Consider the following 23,839-nt stretch of genomic DNA (forward strand, 5'->3'; position numbering starts at 1 on the left):
CGCGCCAATCAGTCCGGAATGACTTCAGGTGCCTGCCGGGGTGCGGGCGCAGTCAGCGAAGTGATCTTGATCAGCAGGCCGAGGTGACCGTTGTCGAGGAAGTTCAGTTGGCCATTCTTGGTATGGCTCTGCTGTTTGAGGCGCTCGCTGGCGGTGACCAGGCCATTGGTGTCGATCTGGTTGATCCAGAAATCGGCATCCACGTCGGTGAAACGGCCCAGTTTCAGCTCCAGGGTGCCCTCGATGGGGAATTGCCCGAACTGTTCGGCGCCGTCGCTGATGGCGACTTTGCGGCCCTGTTCACCGAGGGTCTGTTGCCAGGCCTTGTGCATCAATACCGTGTATTGGCCGCTGGCGGTGAGTTTCTCGACGATGTTGCCCAGGGCCGGCGTGCGCTGGCTGTCCGCGCCCAGGCGTTGCGCGCCGGCGTCCCAGTCTTCCGGCGCGGCGCGGCTGACAATCGCCGGCTCGGCGTTCTGGCGCACCAGAATCATTTCAACCTGATACAGGTCATCGGCAAACGCCAAGGGAGCGACCAGAGTCAACAACAAGGTCAGTGAGCGAAACAGGCGCATGGGGCGTCCTTCAAGCAGTGGTCGGAGTGAGGCGCTCGAACAGCGCTTCTACGGTATTGAAACGCTCTTCCGCGCGTTCCATGGGCACCATGAATTTGAACATCGTGGCACCTTCGAACTTGTAGCGTTTGGGCTGGCCCTGGATCAACTTGATCAGCACCAACGGGTCGACCGGGGTCTGGGCCTCGAACTCGATCCGACCGCCGTTGGGGCCGCCATCGACTTTCTTGATGCCCAGTTGCTCGGCCTTGAGCTTGAGCAACGTGGTGCGCACCAGGTTCTTGGTCGGTTCCGGCAGCAGGCCGAAGCGGTCGATCATTTCCACTTGCAGGTCCTTGAGGCCTTCCTCGTCGCTGGCCGAGGCGATGCGTTTGTAGAGAATCAGCCGTGCGTGGACATCCGGCAGGTAGTCTTCCGGGATCAATGCCGGCACTCGCAGGTTGATTTCCGGCCCGCCGCCCAGGGGTTGATCGAGGTTCGGCTGTTCGCCCTTGCGGATCGACTTGACCGCCCGTTCGAGCATTTCCATGTACAAGGTGAAGCCGACGGCCTGGATCTGGCCGCTCTGGCCGTCGCCGAGCAACTCGCCGGCGCCACGGATTTCCAGGTCGTTGGTGGCCAGCACGAAGCCGGCGCCGAGGTCCTGGGTATTGGCGATGGCTTCCAGGCGTTTTTCCGCATCCGGGGTGATCTGCTGGCGCGGTGGCGTCAACAGGTAGGCATAGGCCTGGTGATGGCTACGACCGACCCTGCCGCGCAACTGGTGCAACTGGGCCAGGCCAAATTTGTCGGCGCGCTCGATGATGATGGTGTTGGCGCTCGGCACGTCGATGCCGGTCTCGATGATGGTCGAGGCAATCAGCACGTTGAAGCGCTTGTGGTAGAAGTCGCTCATCACTTGTTCGAGTTCACGTTCGCGCATCTGCCCGTGGCCGATACCGATGCGCGCTTCCGGCACCAGTTCGGCCAGGTCGGCGGCGCACTTCTCGATGGTCTTCACGTCGTTGTGCAGGTAATAGACCTGGCCGCCACGCAGCAACTCACGCAGCAGGGCTTCCTTGACCGTGCTTTTATTCTGCTCCATGACAAAGGTGCGCACCGACAGGCGCCGGGCCGGCGGCGTGGCGATGATCGACAGGTCACGCATGCCTGACACCGCCATGTTCAGCGTGCGCGGAATCGGCGTGGCGGTCAGGGTCAGGATGTCGACCTCGCTGCGCAGGGCCTTGAGCTGTTCTTTCTGGCGCACGCCAAAACGGTGCTCTTCATCGATGATCACCAGCCCCAGGTTCTTGATCTTCACGTCGTCCTGCAGCAGCTTGTGCGTGCCGATGACGATGTCGATCTTGCCCTCGGCCAGCTCGGCTACGGCGGCGTTCACTTCCTTGGTGGATTTGAAGCGGCTCATCACTTCCACGGTCACCGGCCAGTCAGCGAAGCGGTCGCGGAAACTGTTGTAGTGCTGCTGGGCGAGCAGGGTGGTCGGAACCAGGATCGCCACCTGCTTGCCGCCGTGCACGGCAATGAACGCGGCGCGCATCGCCACTTCGGTCTTGCCGAAGCCCACGTCGCCACACACCAGCCGATCCATGGGCTTGGGCGCGAGCATGTCGGCGCGCACGGCTTCGATGGTGGTCTGCTGGTCGACGGTTTCTTCGAACGGGAAGCCGGCGCTGAAGGTTTCGTAATCGGCTTTCGGATCGGCGAAGGCATAGCCCTCGCGGGCCGCTCGACGGGCGTAGATATCGAGCAGTTCGGCGGCCACGTCGCGCACCTGTTCGGCCGCCTTGCGCTTGGCTTTCTGCCAGGTTTCCGAGCCCAGGCGATGCAGCGGGGCGAGGGCGTCATCGCTGCCGGTGTAGCGGGCGATCAGGTGCAGGTTCGCCACCGGCACGTAGAGCTTGGCGCCCTCGGCGTATTCCAGGGTCAGGAACTCGGCGGCCTGGTTGTCGATTTCCAGTGTCGCCAGGCCCAGGTAGCGGCCTACACCGTGGTCGATGTGCACCACGGGCGCGCCTTCGCGCAGCTCGGTGAGGTTCTTGATGACGGCGTCGTTGGTGGCGTCGGCGCGTTTCTCGCGACGGCGACGCTGCATGACGCGTTGGCCGAACAAAGGACTTTCCGCTACCAGTGCCAGGGCCGGGTCGTCCAGGACCAGGCCGTCGTTCAACGGCGCGATGGTGATCGCAAGGCGATCCTTGCCGGCGACGAAGTCCGGCCAGCTGTCGACGGTCTTCGGTCGCAGCTTCAGGCGTTCGAGCAGTTCCAGCAGCACTTCGCGACGCCCGGCGGATTCGGCGGTGAACAAGACGCGGCCGGGGAAAGCATCGAGAAAGCCCGCCAGTGCCGCCAATGGCTGCGTGGCCTTGGCTTCGATGGCCAGGTCCGGCAACGCCTTGGCCGGGAAACGTTCACGGCCGACGCCGGTTTCCACGTCCTGCTGGCTTGCTACCACCCGCGGCCAGCTCTTGAGGCGGGCAAAGCAGTCTTCCACCGGCAGGAACAGTTCGGCCGGCGGCAATAAAGGCCGGGAAGGATCGACGCGACGCTCTTCGTAGCGGTTGCGCACGTCGTTCCAGAAATTTTCTGCTGCTTGCTCGATGCCCGGCAGGGAAAACACCTGGGTGTCCTGGGGCAGGTAATCGAACAGGGTCGAGGTTTCTTCGAAAAACAGCGGCAGGTAGTACTCGATACCGGCGGGGGTGATCCCGCTGCTCAGGTCCTGGAAGATCGGGCAGCGCCGGAAATCCACATCGAAGCGCTCGCGAAAGCGTGCCTTGAAGCGGGTCACGGCGTCTTTTTGCAGCGGGAACTCCTTGGCCGGCAACAGGCGGATCGACTGCACTTTGTCGATGGAGCGCTGGTTTTCCGGGTCGAAGGTGCGCAGGGTCTCGATTTCGTCATCGAACAGGTCGATGCGATACGGCAGTTTGCTGCCCATCGGGAACAGGTCGATCAAGGCGCCCCGCACCGCGAACTCGCCGTGCTCGTACACCGTGTCGACGCAACGATAGCCACTGGCCTCGAGGCGGGTGCGCATTTGCTCGACATCGAGCTTCTGGCCGATGTCCAGCACCAGGCTGCTGCCGAGCAGGAATTGGGTCGGTGCCAGGCGATGTAGGGCCGTGGTGATCGGCACTACCAAAACGCCATGACTGAGCTCCGGCAGCCGATAAAGGCTGGCAATTCGCTGGGAAATGATGTCCTGATGCGGCGAAAACAGATCGTAGGGCAGGGTTTCCCAGTCCGGGAAATGCAAGACCGGCAAATCCGGAGCGAAGAAACTCAGTTCCTGTTCCAACCGTTCGGCACTTTGGCTGTCGGCGGTCAGCAGCAGGGTAAAACGCTTTGCAGCGCTGGCAGCCTCGGCGATGGCCAGGCTCAGGGCGGCACCGGGCAGGTTGCCCCAGTGCTGTTTACCTGCCGCGGCAGGGAGAAGCGGAAGACGCAGAACGGGCACGGAAGATTGAGCTCCAGCATTGCGACAAAGTCGACAATTGTAGCGGGGGAAGGGGGCTGCTGTCAGTCGCAGACTACCCTGGCAGGCAGGAAAACCACGGCGCGACGGGCGCGCATTGCTCCGCCGAGGACTCGGCGGCATAATGTAGCCCCTTTTTTCAGCCCCTACATGTGGAAGGTTACCGTGACTCAGAAGCCCGACCAGTGTCTTGGTGAATGGATTGATCGTGAAGCGCTCGCCGAAGCGATGATCCCTCTCATCGGTCAGCTCTACCGCAATAACAACGTGGTGAGCTCGATCTATGGCCGCAGCCTGATCAACCAGTCTGTCATCGCGATCCTCAAAGCCCACCGCTTTGCTCGCCACCGTTCTTCCGACGACAGCGAACTCTCCGTCCACGAAACATTCCCTCTGCTCAAGGCCATGAGCGAGCTCAAGCTCGGCGCGGCTTCGGTGGACCTGGGCAAGTTGGCGTTCAAATTCCGCAACGAAGGCAATGGCCGCAGCGCCGAGCAGTTCGTGCGTGAAGAGATGGCTGATGTGGTTGGCCAGCAGAACGTTTCGGCTCGCAAAGGCACTGACGTGGTCCTGTACGGCTTCGGTCGTATCGGCCGTCTGCTGGCGCGCATCCTGATCGAAAAAACCGGTGGCGGCGACGGCCTGCGCCTGCGGGCCATCGTGGTGCGCAAGGGCGCCGAGAACGACCTGACCAAGCGTGCCAGCCTGCTGCGTCGCGATTCGGTCCATGGTTCGTTCAACGGCACCATCACCATCGACGAAGAAAACAACACCATCACCGCCAACGGCAACCTGATCCAGGTGATCTACGCGAAGAACCCGACCGAGGTGGACTACACCCAGTACGGGATCAAGGATGCGCTGCTGGTGGACAACACTGGTGTATGGCGTGACGCCGACGGCCTGGGCCAGCACCTGGCCTGCCCGGGTGTCGACCGCGTTGTCCTGACCGCGCCTGGCAAGGGCAAGCTGAAGAACATCGTTCACGGCATCAACCACGGCGAAATCACCGCTGACGACAAGATCGTCTCCGCCGCCTCTTGCACCACCAACGCCATCGTGCCGGTGCTCAAGGCTGTGAACGACAAGTTCGGCATCGTCAACGGGCACGTTGAGACAGTTCACTCGTACACCAACGACCAGAACCTGATCGACAACTTCCACAAGGGCGATCGCCGTGGCCGCAGCGCCGCGCTGAACATGGTCATCACCGAGACCGGTGCCGCCACCGCCGCCGCCAAGGCTCTGCCTGAACTGGCCGGCAAGCTGACCGGCAACGCGATCCGCGTGCCAACGCCGAACGTGTCGATGGCCATTCTCAACCTGAACCTTGAGAAAGCCGCCACCCGTGAAGAGATGAACGAGTACCTGCGCTACATGGCGCTGCACTCCGAGCTGCATAAGCAGATCGACTTCGTCAATTCCCAGGAAGTGGTGTCCACCGACTTCGTGGGCTCGCGCCACGCCGGTGTCGTGGATGCTGAAGCCACCATCAGCCAAGACAACCGCGTTGTCCTGTACGTCTGGTACGACAACGAATTCGGTTACAGCTGCCAGGTGGTTCGCGTGATGGAAGACATGGCCGGTGTAAACCCGCCTGCGTTCCCGCGCTAAGCTTTAGCCGCAGATGAAAACGCCCCGACTTGTCGGGGCGTTTTTTTTGTCTGGGTTTTGTGTTGCTTGGTCTGGCCTCATCGCGAGCAAGCTCGCTCCCACAGTTGACCGAGTTGCTGCTGATGTATGCGGTCCAATGTGGGAGCGAGCTTGCTCGCGATAGCGATCGATCAGGCGCCGCCGACCACCGAGGCCTGCGCCGTCCGCAGTTCATGCCGATTGCCCTTGAACAACACCAGGGTCGCAATCAACCCCAGCACCGCCGCACCACTGAGCCAGATCCCTGGCGCTGCCTTGTTATCCAGCACATGAATCAGATAAGTACAGGCCGCCGGGGTGAACCCGCCGAACGTCGCTGTCGCCAGACTGTAGGCCAGGGAAAAACCGGTGGTGCGCACCTCGACCGGCATGATTTCCGTCAAGGCGACAACCATTGCACCGTTGTACGATCCATACAGGAACGACAACCACAGCTCAACGATCAGCAAATGGCTGAAGCTGGGGTTCGCCACCAGCCAGGACAGCGCCGGATAAGCGGTCAGGATCGCCAGGATCGTCGCACCGAGCAGCAGGGGCTTGCGGCCGATCTTGTCGGAAAACGCCCCCATCACAGGCAGCCAGAAAAAATTCGACAAGCCGATGCACACCGTGACCAGCAGCGCATCCAGGTCCGACAGGTTCAACTCGGCCTTGCCGAAGGTCGGTGTGTAGGCGGTGATCAGGTAGAACGACACGGTGGTCATCACCACCAGCGCCATACCGGCCAGGACAATTCCGAAGTTCTGACCGATGGAACGGACAATTTCCGACAGACTGGGACGATGTTTTCGCGCTTGGAACTCAGGTGTTTCTTCCAGCGAGCGACGGATCATGAAGATGGCCGGGACAATCATGCAGCCCACCAGGAACGGTACGCGCCAGCCCCAGTCGCCCATCTCCTGGGGGCTCAGCCAGTGATTGAGACCGACCCCCAGCAGGCCGGCAAACACCACGGCCGCTTGTTGGCTGGCGGATTGCCAACTGACAAAGAAACCCTTGCGCCCCGGCGTGGAAATTTCCGCCAGGTAAACCGACACGCCGCCCAGTTCCACGCCAGCGGAGAAGCCTTGCAGCAATCGACCCAGCAGTACCAGCAAGGGTGCCGCCACGCCGAGGACGGCGTAGCCTGGCACGCAGGCGATCAGTATGGTGCCCATGGCCATCAGCGCCAGGGTGATGATCAAGCCTTTGCGGCGGCCGTGGCGGTCGATGTAGGCACCGAGAAAAATCGCCCCCAAGGGACGCATCAGGAACCCGGCACCGAACGTGGCCAGGGACAGCATCAGCGAGGCGAACGCGCTGTCGGCGGGGAAGAACGTCTTGGCGATGGCCGTGGCGTAGAAGCCATAGACCATGAAGTCGAACATCTCCAGGAAGTTGCCGCTGACAACGCGAAAAATCGCCTTGCCGTTGCTCGTATTGGAAGACATGGATAGGTACTCACTCTGGCAAATCTTGTATGAAGTGCGCTGCACTCCTGTGGGAGCCTTGTAGAAACCTTGGAACCTTGGAACCTTGGAATCTGGGAATCTGGGAATCTGTGGGAGCAAAGCTTGCTCGCGATTAACGATGACGCGGTCTTGCAGCTAAACCGTGTCGCCTGCATCGCGGCAAGCTTTGCTCCCACAGACTCCCATGGCTCTCCCAGTACCTCCATGGCCCCACAGGACTCCATTGGCTCCCACAGGTTTTTTTGCGTGCGCTGGCGCTCATAATGGCCGGCGCGGTTTTGAGGGGAGATGAAGATTTGTTAACTGGACGATGGGTTGGGCTTGTGATGCTGGCCGGTGTGTTATCCGGTTGTGGCAGCGGCGACAGCCTGGAACGTTTCGACGGTCCGACCATGGGCAGTCATTATTCCATTCAGTACGTCAGGCATACCGCCGGGCCCGATCCGAAAACGGTGCAGGCCGAGGTGGAAAACATCCTTGCCGAAGTGGATCGGCAATTCTCGACCTATCGCAGTGACTCGGACATTGAGCGTTTCAATGCGTCGCCGGCCAACAGCTGTCAGCCCATGCCTGGCCCGGTCCTGGAATTGATTCGGGTGGGCGAGCAGTTGTCGGCCCAAAGCGATGGCTCCTTTGACCTGACGGTGGAGCCGCTGCTGAACCTGTGGGGCTTCGGTCCCCAGTCCCGAGCCGAGAAAGTACCGACTGCAGAAGCTCTGACCCTGGTGCGCCAGCGCGTCGGGCATGGTCATCTGCGTATCGACGACGACCGGTTGTGCAAGGATGCCGCAGTGGAGGTCGACTTCAACAGTATTGCCGCGGGTTACGCCGTTGATCGGATCGCCGCCCGGCTCCAGGCCCTGGGCATCGACAGTTACCTGGCCGAAGCCACCGGCGAACTCAAGGCCGTCGGGCGCAAACCCGATGGTTCGGCCTGGCGCATTGCCCTGGAGGAGCCACGGGATGACCGGCAAGTGGCCGAGCGTGTCATCGAGGTCAATGGCTACGGGGTTTCGACGTCCGGTGATTACCGTCGTTATTTCGAGCAGGACGGCGTGCGTTATTCCCACGCCTTCGATGCGCGCACCGGTGCGCCGGTCCTACACAACCTGGCGTCAGTCACGGTGATTCATCCTTCGGCGTTGATGGCCGATGGACTGTCGACGCTGTTGCTGATTCTCGGGCCTGAACGGGGTTGGGACTATGCCCAGAAACAGGGCATCGGGGTATTTTTCGTGTTGCGCGATGGCAATCGTTTTGTCTCCCGTACCAACGATGCGTTTGAACGGATCAGTGGTGGAAAAACCCAATGATGATAGCGCTCTGAAAGGTTACCTGTGGCGAAATAGCGCAGGCAAAACTAGCCTACGACGCGACCAAGGGGTAATGTGCGCGGCGTTGACGCTTCTATAGACTGTGGCCGGGCTCGTGAACCGGCCCCAAATTGTTCCTTCATGCCGCAGGCCGGCATGATTTAGCCGTTGGTGCCAAGTGAGGCGCCACGGCCTGTTCTGAGGAGTACGCATGGCTGTCTACAACTACGACGTGGTGGTACTGGGTTCCGGCCCGGCGGGTGAAGGCGCGGCAATGAACGCGGCCAAGGCAGGGCGCAAGGTGGCGATGGTCGACAGCCGTCGGCAGGTCGGCGGCAACTGCACCCACTTGGGTACCATCCCGTCCAAGGCCTTGCGTCACTCGGTCCGGCAGATCATGCAGTTCAACACCAACCCGATGTTCCGGGCCATCGGCGAGCCGCGCTGGTTCTCCTTCCCGGACGTGCTCAAGAGCGCCGAGAAGGTCATCTCCAAGCAAGTGGCCTCGCGCACCGGCTACTACGCCCGCAACCGTGTGGACGTGTTCTTCGGTACGGGCAGCTTTGCCGACGAGCAGACGGTCGAAGTGGTCTGCGGCAATGGCGTGGTCGAGAAGCTGGTGGCCAAGCACATCATCATCGCCACCGGTTCGCGCCCGTATCGCCCGGCCGACATCGATTTCAACCATGCGCGCATCTACGATAGCGACACCATCCTGAGCCTGGGTCACACCCCGCGTAAGCTCATCGTCTACGGCGCTGGGGTGATCGGTTGCGAATATGCCTCGATCTTCAGCGGCCTGGGTGTGCTGGTGGAACTGGTGGACAACCGCGGCCAGTTGCTGAGCTTCCTGGACTCGGAAATCTCCCAGGCCCTGAGCTATCACTTCAGCAACAACAACATCACCGTGCGCCACAACGAAGACTACGACCGCGTCGAAGGTGTCGACAATGGCGTGATCCTGCACCTCAAATCCGGCAAGAAGATCAAGGCCGACGCCTTGCTCTGGTGCAACGGCCGTACCGGCAACACTGACACCCTGGGCCTGGAAAACATCGGCGTGAAGGTCAACAGCCGCGGCCAGATCGAAGTCGACGAGAACTACCGCACCTGCGTGCCGAACATCTACGGTGCCGGTGACGTGATCGGCTGGCCGAGCCTGGCCAGTGCCGCCCACGACCAGGGCCGTTCGGCCGCCGGCAGCATTGTCGACAACGGCAGCTGGCGCTTCGTCAACGACGTGCCGACCGGTATCTACACCATTCCGGAGATCAGCTCGATCGGCAAGAACGAGCAGGAGCTGACCCAGGCCAAGGTGCCGTACGAAGTGGGCAAGGCCTTCTTCAAGAGCATGGCGCGGGCGCAGATCGCCGGCGAGCCGCAAGGCATGCTGAAGATCCTGTTCCACCGCGAGACCCTGGAAGTGCTGGGCGTGCACTGCTTCGGCTACCAGGCGTCGGAGATCGTGCACATCGGCCAGGCGATCATGAACCAGCCGGGCGAACTGAACACGTTGAAGTACTTCGTCAACACCACGTTCAACTACCCGACCATGGCCGAAGCCTATCGGGTAGCCGCCTACGATGGCCTCAACCGGCTTTTTTGAGCGGCTCCGGCCGGTGGCCTGAGCCGGCCGGGGAGACCGATTTCAGCAGTTCTCGAGCGTGGCAGTGGCCAAACCGGGAAAGTCTGTAATCAGGCTGTCAGCGCCAAAGTCGGCGAGCCTGCGCATCAGCGCGGGCTCGTTGACGGTCCACACCGACACATGCAACCCCTGGCGCTGGGCCTTGACCAAACGTTCCGGCGTGCACAGGGTCCAGTTCAGCGCCAGAATCTCGCAGCCGTAACTCTGGGCGACCTTCAACGGGTCGAGCCAGGCGTATTCGGCCACCAGTCCGCGGGAGATGTCCGGGGTCAGGTCCAGGGCCGCCTTGAGCACTTCCCGGGAACTGGACGTGATGGTGATCTTGTCCAGCAGCCCGAAACGCTGGGCCATTTCACGGATGCCCAGCACCGTGGCCGCGGCGCGGGTGCGCGAGGCGCTCTTGACCTCCAGTTGCCAATGCTCGAAGTCACACTTCTCGAACAGCTCCTCCAAGCGCGGGATCGGGCACGGCTTGATCCAACCCGGGCCACCCTTGCGCGCATCGTAGGTCACCAGCTCGGCGGCGGAATGTTCCACCACCTTGCCGCGACGGTCCGTGGTGCGCTTGAGGGTCGGATCGTGGATCACCATCAACTCGCCATCCATCGAAAGATGCAGGTCCAGCTCGCAACGGCGTACGCCGTGCTTGAGGCACTCCTGAAAACCGGTCAGGGTGTTTTCCGGCGCTTCGCCCTTGGCGCCGCGGTGGCCATAAATGAGGGTCACGGTTCTTCCTTATTGATACCTGATTCGTTCAGTTCCCGGGCCAGGCGCCGTTCTTGCGCCTGTTTCTGCAGGATGTAGCGGGCCAGCAACTGGCGCTGGGCGTCGGTCGGGCGTTCGAACTCGGTGCCCACGTCGTAGCCGTCGCCCTTGGGGTCGCAGTGGGTCACCCGCGCCCGCAGCAACAAGCCGAGGGCCTGGGGCATCAGCACCAGCTTGATCGACAAGTGGGTGCCGACGGCGATCGGCGTGGGGTATTGGAAGTCGATGCCGCCTTCGGAAATGATCACCGGCTGCGGTTCGCCGATTTCGCCGAGCACCGTCAGGGCAATGACCTGGCTGAGCAGGTCGATGCGTTTGTTCATCGCCTTGAGGTACGCCGCGATGCTGCGTTCGCGCTCACTGATCTGGCGCAACAGGTGCTGTGACTCGAATTCGCTCAGGTGCAGTTCGCTGAGCAGATTGAACAATGGAGAAGCATCCTGCAACACTTCCTGGCCAGCAGCTTCAGGAATGGACAGGGGCCGAATTTCCAGTGCGATCGTGTCCTCGATACGGTAGTATTCGCGGCGATCTTCTTCATCTAATGTCGACATGGCGAACCCATGGTAGCGGCGGTGGTCTGAGTGTAAAGCTGGTTTGTGACCCCCGCCACAAGGACGTTCCTTTTCCCTCCGAACAAGCCCCGACATGTTCAGACCTCTCTTCGTATTTATCGGCACGCGTTATACCCGTGCAAAGCGTCGCAATCATTTCGTATCGTTCATTTCCCTGACGTCCATCATCGGACTGGCCCTTGGTGTGGTCGTGATGATCGTCGTGCTCTCGGTGATGAACGGCTTCGACCATGAGATGCGCACCCGTGTGCTGGGCATGGTGCCCCACGCGACCCTCGAAACCGGCGAAGCCATCAGCGATTGGCCGAGCCTGGCCGCCAAGGTCAAGCAGAACCCGCAGGTGCTGGCCGTGGCGCCATTCATCCAGATGCAGGGCTTGCTGACCAACGACGGCAAGGTGTCCAAGGTGCTGCTCAATGGCATCGACCCCGGGCTCGAGCGGCAGGTATCGATCATCGATAACTTCATGCAGCAGGGCAAACTCGACGACTTGGCGCCCGGCAGCTTCGGCATCGTTATCGGCGACAAGGCCGCGGCCAAGCTCGGCGTTGCCATCGGCGACAAGCTGACCTTCGTCGCCCCGGAGGTCACCGTGACCCCGGGCGGCATGTTCCCGCGCATGAAACGCTTTACCGTGGTCGGCATTTTCCATGTCGGCGCTGGCGAGCTGGACGGCTACCTGGGTGTCACCAACCTCCAGGACCTGGCTCGCCTGCACCGCTGGAAACCGGATCAGGTCCAGGGCCTGCGCCTGAAGTTCGACGACCTGTTCCAGGCTCCGCGTGTGGCCTGGACCATCGCCCAGCAGCTCGGCGAAGACCGTTACTACGCCCGGGACTGGACCCGCACCCACGGCAACCTCTACCAGGCGATCCGCATGGAAAAAGCCATGATCGGCCTGCTGCTGTTACTGATCGTCGCCGTGGCGGCGTTCAACATCATTTCCACGCTGGTGATGGTGGTGAACGACAAGAAGGGCGACATCGCTATCCTGCGCACCCTCGGTGCCACGCCGGGGCAGATCATGCGGATCTTCATGGTCCAGGGCACGGTCATTGGCGTGATCGGCACGTTCGTGGGGGCCCTGGTCGGGATGTTCGCCGCACTGAATGTCAGCGCCGCGATCGCCGCCCTCGAAGGCCTGATCGGGCACAAGTTTCTCAACGCCGACGTGTACTTCATCGACTACCTGCCATCGCAGTTGCAGGCCGATGACGTGTTGATGGTCTGCGGCGCTGCGTTGGTCCTGAGTTTCCTCGCCACCCTGTATCCTGCCTGGCGTGCCGCGCGCACCCAGCCTGCGGAGGCGTTACGTTATGAGTGAGTCGGGCATGAGTGAAAAAGCAATCTTGAGCTGCCGCAACCTGGGCAAATCCTACGAGGAAGGCCCGGAGTCGGTGGTGGTGTTGTCGGGCCTGCAACTGGAATTGCACCCTGGCGAGCGCGTGGCGATTGTCGGCACCTCCGGGTCGGGCAAGAGCACCTTGCTCAACCTGCTGGGTGGCCTGGATACGCCGACCGCCGGCAGTGTCTGGCTGGCCGGCGAAGAACTGTCGGCACTGAACGAAAAGGCCCGTGGCCTGCTGCGTAACCGTTCCCTGGGCTTCGTCTACCAGTTCCACCATTTGCTGCCCGAGTTCACCGCGCTGGAAAACGTCTGCATGCCGCTGTTGATCGGTCGCACGGCGATTCCTGAAGCCCGTCAGCGCGCCACGGCATTGCTGGAGCGGGTAGGGCTGGGCCATCGCCTGGAACACAAGCCGGCCGAACTGTCCGGTGGCGAACGCCAGCGCGTAGCGATTGCCCGGGCCCTGGTCAACAAGCCTGGCCTGGTGATGCTCGATGAGCCGACCGGCAACCTTGATTCCCACACCGCCCAAGGTATCCAGGACTTGATGCTGGAGCTCAGCACTTCGATGCGCACGGCGTTCCTGGTGGTGACTCACGACATGAACCTGGCCCGGCAGATGGACCGCGTCCTGCATTTGCAGGAAGGTTGCCTGACGCCCATCTGACCGACCGAAACCCGGCACTTGAAACCCGTGCCGGGTCTTTTATTTTTATACGGTGCCCCGCGAATGTTCAGACCGTTATCGATCTTTATCGGCACGCGCTATACCCGCGCCAAGCGCCGCAATCGCTTTGTTTCGTTCATCTCCATGACCTCGATGATCGGCCTCGCCCTGGGTGTGCTGGCGATGATCGTGGTGTTGTCGGTGATGAACGGCTTCCAGCGCGAAATGAGCTCGCGCATCCTCGGCATGGTGCCCCACGCCACCATCGTCGGCGTCAACCCGATCGATGACTGGCAGCCGGTGGCCGCCGCGGCGCTGAAGAATCCCGAAGTCACCGCTGCGGTGCCGTTTACTGAGATGGAAGGCATGCTGAGCCATAAAGGTTCGATGCAGCCGATCCAGATCAGCGGCATCGATCCGGCCCAGGAAGGCAAGGTGTCCATCGTTGCCCAGCATATCGTCCAGGGGCGCCTCGACGCCTTGAAACCGGGCGAGTTTGGCGTGGTCATCGGCGAAATCACTGCCCGGCGTTTCCGTTTGAATGTCGGTGACAAACTGACGTTGATCGTGCCGGAAGTCAGCACCGCGCCGGGCGGCATCACCCCGCGGATGCAGCGCTTGAACGTCGTGGGTGTGTTCAAGGTCGGTGCCGAGCTGGACGGCTCCATGGCCCTGATCCACTTGGCCGACGCTGCGCAGATGCAGCATTGGCAGCCGAACCAGGTGCAAAGCGTGCGCCTGGCGGTGAAGGACTTGTACGCGGCGCCGAAGGTCTCCGGTGACATCGCCATCGGTCTTGGCGCGGATTACAAGGCTGACGACTGGACCCATACCCAGGGCAGCCTGTTCAGCGCCATGAAAATGGAAAAAACCATGATTGGCTTGCTGTTGCTGATGATCGTCGCGGTGGCGGCGTTCAACATTATCGCCACGCTGATCATGGTGGTGAACGACAAGGGCGCGGACATCGCGATCCTGCGCACCATCGGCGCCACGCCACGGCAGATCATGGCGATCTTCATGGTTCAGGGAACGGTGATCGGTGTCGTCGGCACGCTCATTGGCGGCGTGCTAGGGGTGATCGCGGCGTTGAACGTCAGTGCGCTGGTGGGCTGGCTGGAACGGGTCAGCGGCCAGCACATCTTCAGTTCCGATGTGTACTTCGTCAGCAACCTGCCGTCGGAGCTGCAGCGTGGCGACGTGGTGCTGATCTGCTCGGCCGGGTTCATCCTGAGCTTCCTCGCCACCGTGTACCCGGCGTGGCGTGCGGCGAAGATCGAGCCGGCGCAGGCGTTGCGGTATTCCTGATACGGCACAGACCTCTGTGGCAGAGGGGGCTTGCTGAAGACTGCTTGTGGCGAGGGGATTTAGCGAAATGTCTGTGGGAGCAAGGCTTGCCCGCGATGCAGACGACGCGGTCTGCGGGGAAAACAAGGCGCCTGTATCGCGGGCAAGCCTTGCTCCCACAGATAAGCCTCTTCGTCACAGGGATTTGCGTCGGGTTTAATTAGCCTTCGGCAATTCGATCAGGAACCGCGTCCAGCCATCGGCCGACTCGCAACGAATCTGCCCGCCATGGGCGCGGATGATCGAGCGGGTGATGGCCAGTCCAAGCCCCGCGTGTTCGCTGCTGCCTTCCTGGCGGGCCGGGTCGGCGCGGTAGAAACGGTCGAACAGGCGCGGCAGCAAGTCCGCTGGAATCCCTTCGCCACTGTTTTCCACACTTACGCTCACCCCTTGAGCCCCATCGACCATTCGCACCCGAACTTCGCCGCCAATGGGGGTGAAGCGCAGGGCGTTGTCCAGCAGGTTGGAAAGGGCCCGGCGCAACATGTTGCGGTCACCCTCGATACGGCTTTCGCCCTCGCGGCTCAGGCGCACATTGGCGTCTTCGGCCAGGGGGGCGAAAAAATCCAGCAGCACGTCCACTTCCTCGGCCAATTGCAGCGGTTCGCGATTGAGCGCCAGCAGGCCATGGTCGGCCTTGGCCAGGTACAGCATGTCGTTGACCAGTTGCGCCATCCATTGCAGTTCTTCGAGGTTGCTGTGCAACGCCTCGCGGTAATCCTCCAGGGAGCGTTCGCGGGTGAGGGTGACCTGGGTGTGGGTCAGCAGGTTCGACAGCGGCGTGCGCAACTCATGGGCGATGTCGGCAGAGAACGCCGAGAGCCGCTGAAAGGCATCGTCGAGGCGTCCGAGCATGGCGTTGATGCTGTGGGCCAATTCCGCCAGTTCGGCGGGCATTTGCTCTTCAGGCAGCCGGGCGTTGAGGGAGCGGGCTGAGACGTTGCCGGCGATGGCGCCCATGCGTCGCAACGGCCGCAAGGCCCGCCGGGCGGCCCAGGCACCCAGTAGCGCGGTGGCCAGGGCCGAGAGGCCGACGGTCAGCCAGATCAGCCGTTGCATCCGTTGCAGGAAGTGCTGGTGATGGGTGATGTCCAGCAACAGGGTCAGCTGCGGCGAATTGGCTCGGCCTGGGTACAGCGGCGCATTCAACACTCGGTAGTCGTTGTCGGCATCGCTGAGGGTCGACAGGCCAGGACGCTCCGGCAATTGAGGCGGAATCCGGATCGAACTGTCGTACCAACGCACGCCGTCGCTGCCCTTGATGCGCAACGCCAGGTCGGCCTGACGGCTCAGTTCATCTTCCAGTCGGCGCTGGGTCTGCTCGGCGTCGAGGTCTTGCAGGGCTCGGCGCAGGCCGATCAGCTTGCCTTCGAGCAGTTGCTGGTCCAGCTCGATGAAATGCGCTTCGCTGCCACGGCTGAACAAGACCCCGGCGAACAAGGACACCACCGCGGTGCAGGCGGCGAACAGCAGCGCCAGGCGGCTGCTCAGCGACCACCGGCCCCTCACAGGCTGTGCTCTTCAAGCACGTAGCCCATGCCCCGCACGGTGTGGATGAGCTTATTGGGGAACTCATCGTCGATCTTGATGCGCAATCGCCGGATGGCGACTTCGATGACGTTGGTGTCGCTGTCGAAGTTCATGTCCCAGACCTGGGAGGCGATCAGCGACTTGGGCAGCACTTCACCCTGGCGGCGCAAGAGCATTTCCAGCAAGGCGAACTCCTTGGCGGTGAGGTCGATGCGCCGACCGCTGCGTTCGACACGGCGGCGGATCAGGTCCAGGCGCAAGTCGGCCAGTTGCAGACTGGTTTCCTGGTGCGTCGAACTGCCTCGGCGCAACAGGCTGCGCACCCGCGCCAGCAACTCGGAAAAGGCAAAGGGCTTGACCAGATAATCATCGGCGCCCAGCTCCAGACCGTGGACCCGATCCTGTACCGCGTCCCGCGCGGTGAGGAACAGCACCGGAGTATCCAGCCCGGCCCCGCGGACGGCTTGCAGGATCTGCCAGCCATCGCGTCCGGGCAACATCACGTCGAGGATCAGCAAGGCGTATTCACCGCTCAAGGCCAGTTGCTGGCCGGTGACGCCGTCGGCCACCAGGTCGGCGTTGAACCCGGCTTCGCCCAGGCCTTGGCGCAGGTATTGGCCGGTTTTGGTTTGGTCTTCGACGATCAGCAATTTCATGGGCGGCTCAAGGCAGGGTTGGGACGAGGGCGTTATACCGTGGCAGGCGGGCTCGTGGCACAACCTGACAAAGTTGTAATCGAGCTGTCAGCCGACTGGCAGGCCTGCAACGATAGAGTTTCCCACACGTTGAATCTGATTGGAGTATGGACATGTTGATGGGGAACCGCCTGATCCTGGCTGCTTGCGCGCTGGCTTTCAGTGCGCCGTTGTGGGCGTCGCCGGGACATTTCGATTTTGGTCAGCCAGCGCTGGCGGCCAAGGCCAGTCGTAGCATTGAGGTGGTAATGGGTGACATGACGTTCGCTCCCGGAGCCCTTGATATCAAGGCCGGCGAGACGGTTCGGTTCGTGCTGATCAACAAGGGCCGGTTGCTCCACGAATTCAACCTGGGCAACGCGGCCATGCACGCCGACCATCAACAGGAAATGCTCAAGATGCAGCAGAGCGGCCAGTTGCTGCCAACCGCGATGAAGCCGGGTATGGATCATGCCGCCATGGGCCACGACCAGGCGAGCATGCGCCACGATGATCCCAACAGCGTGTTGGTGGAGCCGGGCAAGACCGCCGAGCTGACCTGGACCTTCAGCCAGGCCACGCGCCTGGAGTTTGCCTGCAATATTCCCGGCCACTACCAGGCCGGGATGAAGGGCGACCTGACAGTCAGTCAGTAAGCACTCAAAGGCTGCGGCAAAGGCTGGTAGAATCCGCTGATTATTCAGTCAGGTTTCCGTCATGCATCCCGCAGCCGAACATTCGCCGCTGGGCAAATCCAGCGAATACATCGCCACGTACACGCCGTCACTGCTGTTCCCGATCCCGCGCACCGCGAAATGGGCGGAACTGGGCCTGACGGCCGAGACCCTGCCATACAAGGGTGTGGATTTCTGGAACTGTTTCGAGCTGTCGTGGCTGTTGCCCTCCGGCAAGCCGGTGGTGGCCATCGGTGAATTCGCGATCCCGGCGGATTCGCCGAACATCATCGAATCCAAATCCTTCAAGCTGTACCTCAACTCCTTGAACCAGACCCCGTTCGCCGATACCGCGAGTTTGGAAGCTACCCTGCGCCAGGACCTGTCGGCGGCGGCCGGCAAGACGGTGGGTGTGCGGATCCGCAGCCTCAAGGACGTGGAGCGTGAAGGCATCGTGGCATTGCCCGGTACCTGCATCGACGACCTGGACATCAGCGTCGACTCCTACGCGCATCCGCGCCCAGAGCTGCTGCGCTGCGATGCTTCGCGCATCGTCGAGCAAAGCCTGCACAGCCACTTGCTCAAGTCCAATTGCCCGGTGACCAGCCAGCCAGACTGGGGCAGCGTGGCGGTGGAATATCGTGGCGCGGCCTTGGACCCGGCCAGCCTGCTGGCCTACATCGTCAGCTTCCGTCAGCATTCGGATTTCCATGAACAATGCGTGGAGCGGATCTTTCTTGACCTGCAGCGGTTGCTCAAACCGGAAAAGTTGACGGTGTATGCGCGGTATGTGCGCCGTGGTGGGCTGGACATCAACCCGTATCGCAGTACCGAAGATGTTCAACTGCCGAACCAGCGCCTGGTCCGCCAGTAATAACCTCTGTGGGAGCGGGTACTTGTGGGAGCGAGCTTGCTCGCGATGAGGGCAGCACATCCAACATTGAGGTTGGCTGACACACTGCTATCGCGAGCAAGCCCGCTCCCACAGGGGATTGCATTGCAGGTCACGTGAAACTAAAAAGCCCCGCTAGCGATAGCAGGGCTTTTTGCATTCGAAGGGTTCAGATCCCCATGTTGCCCAAGGCCAACACGATGTTGCGCAAGGTCCCGGCCAGCGTCGGGTGTTCCACCTCGAAACGTTCGACAGCCAGGTTCACATTGTCGGCGAGGTTGTTGTCCGGTGTTTTGGTTTCCAGCGCGAGCTCAAATTCGATCTTTTGCATCAGCGCGTGCAGGTCCTCGCGCTCGCCTTCGGTAAGCGGTGGATTCTGTTCCAATTGCTCGCGCAGTGTATTGAGCTGTTCTTGCAATTCGCGGGCAGGCATTGGCGTACTCCCTTTATTGATAGGCACACCATGGACCGCGACGCTGCGTCAAAAGTCCATGGCCTGTCTTAAGAGTAATCCACACTCACGTGCCCTGCATGATCCCGGTCAGGGCTTCTCGCCTTTAATGCGACGCAGGCAGATATCAGCCAGGCAAGTGTCGAGTTCGCCCAGGTGATCGATCACTGAATGCACCCCCAGGCCGAACAACTGCACAGTGGCCTTGGCGCGTTTGTTTTCCCGCTCTTGTTGGCTCAATGCCTGCCACTCGGCGGGCGCCAGGCCACACAAAGAGCCGCAGGAAGCCAGTCCGATCGTCCACAACCCTGCGTTGAGTCCTGACTGCAACAACCGTGGTTCGCCGCTGACCAACACGCAGCCGTCCAACTGTTGGACGTTCAGCGCCATCAGCGCTTGCCAGCAGGCATGCGGCGCCGGCCATGGATAATTTGTTGCAGGAAGTTGCGGCGCTTTGATGGACGTGGGCAATGAGGCCGCCAGGCTATGGCTGATGGCAGGAGGCAACTCGTCGAGCCAGGCGCAGGGGATATTCAGGTGTTGCAAGCGGTGCAGGCTTTCCAGGGCGCCGGGTGTCGGGTGGGCGTGATCCGCTGGCGCTGCCCCTGGCTGGCGAATGCGTGCGCCGAAATCCACCAGGCATCCGCTGAGGCCAAACAGTACGGCGGTCAGGCTGGGGGCGGGGAGGGGCAGGGCTTCGGCGCGGGGCATGGGAACGTCCTTGAAATAACCAGCAGCCTAATGGGCTGCGATGACAGTCCGGTGACAGTGAGATGAAGGGGGGCAGTCGCGGAAAAGTCCTACGGCCTGCGTGTTTTTCGGTGCTGCCTATCCACGCGTTCCGTCTTATACTAGCCAGCTTACCGCCTGGGCTCGGCGCCCTTGCCTGAATAATCCAAGGAGTTTTCCCCTATGCGCTGGAGCCATCGTCTAGCTCAGCTGTGTCTTTCCGCTTGTGTCCTGCTGGTTCCGTTCGCCACCCAGGCCGCGACGGAAGAAGATCCTTGGGAAAGCATCAACCGTCCAATCTTCACCTTCAACGACACCCTCGATACCTATGCGCTCAAGCCACTGGCCCAGGGTTATCAATACGTGACGCCGCAGTTCCTCGAGGACGGCATCCACAATATGTTCCGTAACATCGGCGACGTCGGCAACCTGGCCAACAACGTGCTGCAGGCCAAGCCGGCCGCCGCCGGGGTCGACACCGCCCGGTTGATCTTCAACACCACCTTCGGCCTGCTGGGCTTCTTTGACGTGGGCACCCAGATGGGCCTGCAGCGCAGCGATGAAGATTTCGGCCAGACCCTGGGTTACTGGGGCCTGGGCAGTGGTCCGTATGTGATGCTGCCGCTGCTGGGGCCAAGCACCCTGCGTGACGCGCCGGCCAAGCTGGTCGATGACTACACGGCGCCGTACCGTTATATCGATAACGTCTCGGTGCGTAACTCCATTCGCGGCCTGAATGTCGTCGACACCCGCGCCAGCCTGCTGTCGGCCGAGAAGATGGTGAGCGGCGACAAATACGTTTTCATTCGCAATGCCTACCTGCAAAACCGCGAATTCAAGGTCAAGGATGGCCAGGTCGAAGACGATTTTTAATCTCGACCTGTAAAACACAGAAGGCGGCCAAAAGGCCGTCTTCTGTGTTTTGAGGCCGTGCTTGAGCGGGTTTGATCCTTCCATTGAGTTACGCTTCGCTCGGTTCTTATAACTCTCTGTGCTTTGACAAATAAAGACGGCAAGCGGCTATCTGCATGAGCTTGAAACGCCCGGCGGATGGGAGTACCGTCTGCGCCTTAGAAGGGCACCTCTGATGTAACGGCGTGTAGGGCAAAGGCCTGAAACCGGTACGACAGAGAGGCTAGAAAGCGAATCCAGTAGTGCGTGCCAGGCCCGACCGCCCAGCCCGCTACGCCAACCTAATTCTGGCGCCGTTTGCCCACATGCCAAAAACCAGTGCCACGCTGCTGATAATCGATGATGACGAAGTGGTGCGAGCCAGTCTCGCAGCCTACTTGGAAGACAGTGGTTTCAGCGTCCTGCAGGCCAGCAATGGCCAACAGGGTCTTCAGGTATTCGAGCAAGACAAGCCCGACCTGGTCATCTGCGACCTGCGCATGCCGCAGATGGGCGGACTCGAACTCATTCGCCAGGTGACCGAGATTTCCTCGCAGACCCCGGTGATCGTGGTGTCGGGCGCGGGCGTGATGAACGACGCGGTCGAGGCGTTGCGCCTGGGTGCGGCGGATTACCTGATCAAGCCCCTTGAAGACCTCGCGGTGCTCGAGCACTCGGTGCGCCGGGCCTTGGACCGTTCGCGCCTGTTGGTGGAAAACCAGCGCTACCGCGAGAAGCTGGAAACCGCCAACCGCGAGCTGGAAGCCAGCCTGAACCTGTTGCAGGAAGATCAGAACGCCGGGCGCCAGGTGCAGATGAACATGCTGCCGGTCAGCCCCTGGACCGTCGACGATTTCCGTTTTGCCCACCAGATCATCCCGTCGTTGTACCTGTCGGGCGATTTCGTGGACTATTTCCGCGTTGATGAGCGGCGAGTGGCGTTCTACCTGGCGGACGTTTCCGGCCATGGTGCGTCCTCGGCCTTCGTGACGGTGCTGTTGAAGTTCATGACCACGCGGCTGTTGTTCGAATCCAAGCGCAACGGCACGCTGCCAGAGTTCAAGCCATCAGAAGTCCTTGGGCATATCAACCGAGGCCTGATCAGTTGTAAGCTGGGCAAACACGTCACAATGGTCGGTGGAGTCATCGACGAGGAGACTGGTTTGTTGACCTATAGCATCGGCGGTCACCTGCCGTTGCCTGTGTTGTATACGCCAGACAGTGTTCGTTATCTGGAAGGGCGTGGTTTGCCGGTGGGCCTGTTCAACGAGGCCACCTATGAAGATCACGTACTGGAATTGCCGCCGACCTTCAGCCTGACGCTGATGTCTGATGGCATTTTGGACCTTTTGACAGAACCTACACTCAAAGAGAAAGAAGCGGCCTTGCCTGAACGGGTGAGCGCAGCGGGCGGCAGCCTGGAAGGCTTGCGTCAAGTGTTTGGATTAGCCACGCTCGGGGAGATGCCGGATGATATCGCCCTGTTAGTGTTGAGCAGGAACCTTTGATGAGTACCGGTAGAATCCAGTTCGCCGAGCAGGACGGCACCTTCGTCCTGAAGTTTGTCGGTGAAGTGCGCCTGACCCTGTGTTCGGCGCTGGATGCGACTATTGAGCGGATCTTCACCGCGCTGAACTTCAGCGCCATCGTGATCGACCTGACCGAAACCCGCAGCATCGACAGCACCACGTTGGGCCTGTTGGCCAAACTGTCGATCCTGTCGCGGCAAAAGGTCGGCCTGCTGCCGACCGTCGTCACCACCCACAACGACATCACCCGTCTGCTGCAATCGATGGGCTTCGACCAGGTGTTCAACATCGTGGGCGACCCTGTGCCGTGTCCGGAGTGCCTGGACGACCTGCCTGACCAGGACCAGTCCGAAGAGGAAGTGCGGATCAAGGTGCTTGAAGCCCACAAGATTCTCATGGGGCTCAACGATTCCAATCGTGAAGCCTTTCATGATCTGGTGAATGCGTTGGAGCGACCTTGAGCCTTGGGCTTTGTGTAGGCTGCACTGGCCTCATCGCGAGCAAGCTCGCTCCCACAGGTTTTGTGGCGTTCTCATAATCGAGCCTCCCTCTGTGGGAGCGAGCTTGCTCGCGATAGCGTCTGTCGAGCCGCCACACTCTTAAGCCAAACCGCATAAAAAAGGGCGAACCCAACCAGGTTCGCCCTTTTTGCATGACGGTTGAATCAGCTCAAAGCTTGGCTTGCAGCAACGCCTCCAGCTTCTCCTGGTCCCGGGCAAACTGACGAATGCCTTCGGCCAGTTTCTCGGTCGCCATGGCGTCCTCGTTGGACAACCAGCGGAACTGCGCTTCGTTGAGGATCAAACGCGCCTCCCCAGCTTGCCCTGGCGCCAGCTTGCGCTCCAGCTTGCCTTCGTCGGCGGCGAGTTTTTCCAGCAGGTCCGGGCTGACGGTCAAGCGGTCGCAGCCGGCCAGTTGCTCGATCTGGTTAAGGTTGCGGAAGCTCGCGCCCATGACCACGGTCTTGTAGTCATTGGCCTTGTAGTAGTTGTAGATGCGCGTTACCGACTGCACGCCCGGATCATCCGCGCCGGTGTAGTCGTTGCCATTGGCTTTCTTGTACCAGTCGTAGATACGGCCCACGAACGGCGAAATCAGGAACACCCCGGCATCGGCACAGGCGGCGGCCTGGGCGAAGGAGAACAGCAGCGTCAGGTTGCACTGGATGCCCTCACGCTCCAGTTGCTCGGCTGCGCGAATGCCTTCCCAGGTGGAGGCGATCTTGATCAGCACGCGATCCCGGCCAATGCCGGCCTTTTCGTACAGATCGATCAGACGATGCGCACGCTTCAACATGGCCTCGGTGTCGAACGACAGGCGCGCGTCCACTTCAGTGGAAATGCGCCCAGGAATCACTTTCAGAATCTCTTGCCCGACCGCCACGGCAAAACGGTCGCTGGCCAGGCCCACATCGCCCTTGCAGTCCGCCACGCAGGCGTTCAGTTGCTCGGCATAGCCGTGAATGGACGACGCCTTGAGCAGCAGGGAAGGGTTGGTGGTAGCGTCCACGGGTTTGACGCGGGCGATGGCCTCGAAGTCGCCAGTGTCGGCCACGACGGTCGTGAATTGCTTGAGTTGTTCCAGCTTGGAAGTCATGAGCGTGCTCTGTCCTATGGGTCCGTTGACATTACCCGAGGGCCGGCAGCCACTCA

Annotated in this window: 21 protein-coding genes; 11 read left to right on the forward strand and 10 right to left on the reverse strand. The window is 61.3% G+C overall.

Going from position 1 to position 23,839, the window contains the following annotated elements:
• Nucleotides 1–8 precede the first annotated feature (8 nt).
• Both AC3A5O_RS15265 and mfd read right to left on the reverse strand, forming a co-directional pair.
• Nucleotides 9–575 carry a CsiV family protein gene (locus AC3A5O_RS15265; protein ID WP_354336750.1) on the reverse strand — a complete coding sequence of 189 codons (567 nt, stop codon included), beginning with the start codon at nucleotides 573–575 and terminating at the stop codon, nucleotides 9–11.
• A gap of 10 nt (nucleotides 576–585) precedes the next feature.
• On the reverse strand, nucleotides 586–4,035 hold the full coding sequence (gene mfd / locus AC3A5O_RS15270) for a transcription-repair coupling factor (protein ID WP_305470372.1): 3,450 nt from the start codon (nucleotides 4,033–4,035) through the stop codon (nucleotides 586–588).
• Between the two features lie 168 nt (nucleotides 4,036–4,203).
• On the opposite strand from mfd, the gene AC3A5O_RS15275 reads away from it, so the two are divergent.
• On the forward strand, nucleotides 4,204–5,667 hold the full coding sequence (locus AC3A5O_RS15275; protein ID WP_122567948.1) for a glyceraldehyde-3-phosphate dehydrogenase: 1,464 nt from the start codon (nucleotides 4,204–4,206) through the stop codon (nucleotides 5,665–5,667).
• A 170-nt stretch (nucleotides 5,668–5,837) separates the two neighbouring features.
• On the opposite strand, the gene tcuC is transcribed toward AC3A5O_RS15275, so the two are convergent.
• Nucleotides 5,838–7,136 carry an MFS transporter gene (gene tcuC / locus AC3A5O_RS15280; protein WP_122567949.1) on the reverse strand — a complete coding sequence of 433 codons (1,299 nt, stop codon included), beginning with the start codon at nucleotides 7,134–7,136 and terminating at the stop codon, nucleotides 5,838–5,840.
• Between the two features lie 347 nt (nucleotides 7,137–7,483).
• On the opposite strand from tcuC, the gene AC3A5O_RS15285 reads away from it, so the two are divergent.
• Together AC3A5O_RS15285 and sthA are read left to right on the forward strand one after the other, a co-directional pair.
• The gene (locus tag AC3A5O_RS15285; RefSeq protein ID WP_305492423.1) at nucleotides 7,484–8,470 is read left to right on the forward strand and encodes an FAD:protein FMN transferase; all 987 of its coding nucleotides are present in this window, start codon (nucleotides 7,484–7,486) and stop codon (nucleotides 8,468–8,470) included.
• Nucleotides 8,471–8,681: 211 nt separating this feature from the next.
• Entirely contained in the window at nucleotides 8,682–10,076 is a 1,395-nt protein-coding gene (sthA, locus tag AC3A5O_RS15290; protein ID WP_003183399.1) for a Si-specific NAD(P)(+) transhydrogenase, read from the forward strand.
• A 42-nt stretch (nucleotides 10,077–10,118) separates the two neighbouring features.
• Here sthA and AC3A5O_RS15295 read toward each other — a convergent pair whose 3' ends face one another.
• On the reverse strand, nucleotides 10,119–10,841 hold the full coding sequence (locus AC3A5O_RS15295; protein ID WP_116831868.1) for a glycerophosphodiester phosphodiesterase: 723 nt from the start codon (nucleotides 10,839–10,841) through the stop codon (nucleotides 10,119–10,121).
• Nucleotides 10,838–11,434 carry a PilZ domain-containing protein gene (locus AC3A5O_RS15300; protein WP_053120743.1) on the reverse strand — a complete coding sequence of 199 codons (597 nt, stop codon included), beginning with the start codon at nucleotides 11,432–11,434 and terminating at the stop codon, nucleotides 10,838–10,840. Before AC3A5O_RS15300 ends, AC3A5O_RS15295 begins: the two co-directional genes overlap by 4 nt.
• A gap of 94 nt (nucleotides 11,435–11,528) precedes the next feature.
• Between AC3A5O_RS15300 and AC3A5O_RS15305 the strand changes: the two genes are divergently transcribed.
• The 3 genes from AC3A5O_RS15305 (at nucleotide 11,529) to AC3A5O_RS15315 (ending at nucleotide 14,778) form a co-directional block, all read left to right on the forward strand.
• Nucleotides 11,529–12,779: a lipoprotein-releasing ABC transporter permease subunit gene (locus AC3A5O_RS15305; protein ID WP_122567952.1), complete on the forward strand. Its 1,251-nt coding sequence runs from the start codon at nucleotides 11,529–11,531 to the stop codon at nucleotides 12,777–12,779.
• A gap of 7 nt (nucleotides 12,780–12,786) precedes the next feature.
• On the forward strand, nucleotides 12,787–13,470 hold the full coding sequence (gene lolD / locus AC3A5O_RS15310) for a lipoprotein-releasing ABC transporter ATP-binding protein LolD (protein ID WP_162843734.1): 684 nt from the start codon (nucleotides 12,787–12,789) through the stop codon (nucleotides 13,468–13,470).
• A 63-nt stretch (nucleotides 13,471–13,533) separates the two neighbouring features.
• Entirely contained in the window at nucleotides 13,534–14,778 is a 1,245-nt protein-coding gene (locus AC3A5O_RS15315) for a lipoprotein-releasing ABC transporter permease subunit (RefSeq protein WP_305470375.1), read from the forward strand.
• A gap of 195 nt (nucleotides 14,779–14,973) precedes the next feature.
• Here AC3A5O_RS15315 and AC3A5O_RS15320 read toward each other — a convergent pair whose 3' ends face one another.
• Both AC3A5O_RS15320 and AC3A5O_RS15325 read right to left on the reverse strand, forming a co-directional pair.
• Nucleotides 14,974–16,326 (reverse strand): heavy metal sensor histidine kinase, encoded by a 1,353-nt coding sequence (locus tag AC3A5O_RS15320; RefSeq protein WP_487753379.1) that lies wholly within the window; start codon nucleotides 16,324–16,326, stop codon nucleotides 14,974–14,976.
• Complete coding sequence (locus AC3A5O_RS15325; RefSeq protein WP_122567955.1) at nucleotides 16,323–17,003, reverse strand: heavy metal response regulator transcription factor; 681 nt, start codon at nucleotides 17,001–17,003, stop codon at nucleotides 16,323–16,325. The genes AC3A5O_RS15320 and AC3A5O_RS15325 overlap by 4 nt, the downstream gene beginning before the upstream one ends.
• Nucleotides 17,004–17,155: 152 nt before the next feature.
• Here AC3A5O_RS15325 and copI point away from each other — a divergent pair, with 152 nt between their 5' ends.
• Both copI and queF read left to right on the forward strand, forming a co-directional pair.
• Nucleotides 17,156–17,677 carry a copper-resistant cuproprotein CopI gene (gene copI / locus AC3A5O_RS15330; protein WP_122567956.1) on the forward strand — a complete coding sequence of 174 codons (522 nt, stop codon included), beginning with the start codon at nucleotides 17,156–17,158 and terminating at the stop codon, nucleotides 17,675–17,677.
• Nucleotides 17,678–17,738: 61 nt separating this feature from the next.
• Entirely contained in the window at nucleotides 17,739–18,569 is an 831-nt protein-coding gene (gene queF, locus AC3A5O_RS15335) for an NADPH-dependent 7-cyano-7-deazaguanine reductase QueF (protein ID WP_122567957.1), read from the forward strand.
• Nucleotides 18,570–18,756: 187 nt separating this feature from the next.
• On the opposite strand, the gene AC3A5O_RS15340 is transcribed toward queF, so the two are convergent.
• Together AC3A5O_RS15340 and pcrP are read right to left on the reverse strand one after the other, a co-directional pair.
• Entirely contained in the window at nucleotides 18,757–19,020 is a 264-nt protein-coding gene (locus AC3A5O_RS15340; RefSeq protein ID WP_122567958.1) for a DUF4404 family protein, read from the reverse strand.
• A gap of 108 nt (nucleotides 19,021–19,128) precedes the next feature.
• Complete coding sequence (gene pcrP, locus AC3A5O_RS15345) at nucleotides 19,129–19,749, reverse strand: HAD superfamily inactivated hydrolase PcrP (protein ID WP_305470377.1); 621 nt, start codon at nucleotides 19,747–19,749, stop codon at nucleotides 19,129–19,131.
• Between the two features lie 201 nt (nucleotides 19,750–19,950).
• On the opposite strand from pcrP, the gene AC3A5O_RS15350 reads away from it, so the two are divergent.
• From AC3A5O_RS15350 to rssC, 3 genes are all read left to right on the forward strand, one after another.
• The gene (locus AC3A5O_RS15350) at nucleotides 19,951–20,640 is read left to right on the forward strand and encodes an MlaA family lipoprotein (protein WP_122567960.1); all 690 of its coding nucleotides are present in this window, start codon (nucleotides 19,951–19,953) and stop codon (nucleotides 20,638–20,640) included.
• Between the two features lie 344 nt (nucleotides 20,641–20,984).
• A complete protein-coding gene (rssB, locus tag AC3A5O_RS15355; protein ID WP_053120765.1) occupies nucleotides 20,985–22,166 on the forward strand; it encodes a two-component system response regulator RssB in 1,182 nt (393 codons plus the stop codon).
• Nucleotides 22,166–22,648 (forward strand): anti-sigma factor antagonist RssC, encoded by a 483-nt coding sequence (gene rssC, locus AC3A5O_RS15360; protein ID WP_025212773.1) that lies wholly within the window; start codon nucleotides 22,166–22,168, stop codon nucleotides 22,646–22,648. The genes rssB and rssC overlap by 1 nt, the downstream gene beginning before the upstream one ends.
• Nucleotides 22,649–22,856: 208 nt before the next feature.
• Here rssC and tal read toward each other — a convergent pair whose 3' ends face one another.
• Nucleotides 22,857–23,783, reverse strand: coding sequence for a transaldolase (tal, locus tag AC3A5O_RS15365; RefSeq protein ID WP_487753380.1), 927 nt, complete (start codon nucleotides 23,781–23,783; stop codon nucleotides 22,857–22,859).
• Nucleotides 23,784–23,839: the final 56 nt, after the last annotated feature.

The sequence above is a fragment of the Pseudomonas sp. Soil_N_39 genome (assembly GCF_057655955.1).

Bases quoted from the DNA above. Each gene is read 5' to 3' on its own strand.
- rssB (WP_053120765.1), top strand. From the start codon at position 20,985: ATGCCAAAAACCAGTGCCACGCTGCTGATAATCGATGATGACGAAGTG.
- rssC (WP_025212773.1), top strand. From the start codon at position 22,166: ATGAGTACCGGTAGAATCCAGTTCGCCGAGCAGGACGGCACCTTCGTC.
- queF (WP_122567957.1), top strand. From the start codon at position 17,739: ATGCATCCCGCAGCCGAACATTCGCCGCTGGGCAAATCCAGCGAATAC.
- copI (WP_122567956.1), top strand. From the start codon at position 17,156: ATGTTGATGGGGAACCGCCTGATCCTGGCTGCTTGCGCGCTGGCTTTC.
- lolD (WP_162843734.1), top strand. From the start codon at position 12,787: ATGAGTGAAAAAGCAATCTTGAGCTGCCGCAACCTGGGCAAATCCTAC.
- AC3A5O_RS15325 (WP_122567955.1), bottom strand. From the start codon at position 17,003: ATGAAATTGCTGATCGTCGAAGACCAAACCAAAACCGGCCAATACCTG.
- AC3A5O_RS15350 (WP_122567960.1), top strand. From the start codon at position 19,951: ATGCGCTGGAGCCATCGTCTAGCTCAGCTGTGTCTTTCCGCTTGTGTC.
- AC3A5O_RS15315 (WP_305470375.1), top strand. From the start codon at position 13,534: ATGTTCAGACCGTTATCGATCTTTATCGGCACGCGCTATACCCGCGCC.
- tal (WP_487753380.1), bottom strand. From the start codon at position 23,783: ATGACTTCCAAGCTGGAACAACTCAAGCAATTCACGACCGTCGTGGCC.
- AC3A5O_RS15275 (WP_122567948.1), top strand. From the start codon at position 4,204: ATGTGGAAGGTTACCGTGACTCAGAAGCCCGACCAGTGTCTTGGTGAA.
- AC3A5O_RS15305 (WP_122567952.1), top strand. From the start codon at position 11,529: ATGTTCAGACCTCTCTTCGTATTTATCGGCACGCGTTATACCCGTGCA.
- pcrP (WP_305470377.1), bottom strand. From the start codon at position 19,749: ATGCCCCGCGCCGAAGCCCTGCCCCTCCCCGCCCCCAGCCTGACCGCC.
- AC3A5O_RS15285 (WP_305492423.1), top strand. From the start codon at position 7,484: ATGCTGGCCGGTGTGTTATCCGGTTGTGGCAGCGGCGACAGCCTGGAA.
- tcuC (WP_122567949.1), bottom strand. From the start codon at position 7,136: ATGTCTTCCAATACGAGCAACGGCAAGGCGATTTTTCGCGTTGTCAGC.
- AC3A5O_RS15340 (WP_122567958.1), bottom strand. From the start codon at position 19,020: ATGCCTGCCCGCGAATTGCAAGAACAGCTCAATACACTGCGCGAGCAA.
- AC3A5O_RS15265 (WP_354336750.1), bottom strand. From the start codon at position 575: ATGCGCCTGTTTCGCTCACTGACCTTGTTGTTGACTCTGGTCGCTCCC.
- AC3A5O_RS15300 (WP_053120743.1), bottom strand. From the start codon at position 11,434: ATGTCGACATTAGATGAAGAAGATCGCCGCGAATACTACCGTATCGAG.
- sthA (WP_003183399.1), top strand. From the start codon at position 8,682: ATGGCTGTCTACAACTACGACGTGGTGGTACTGGGTTCCGGCCCGGCG.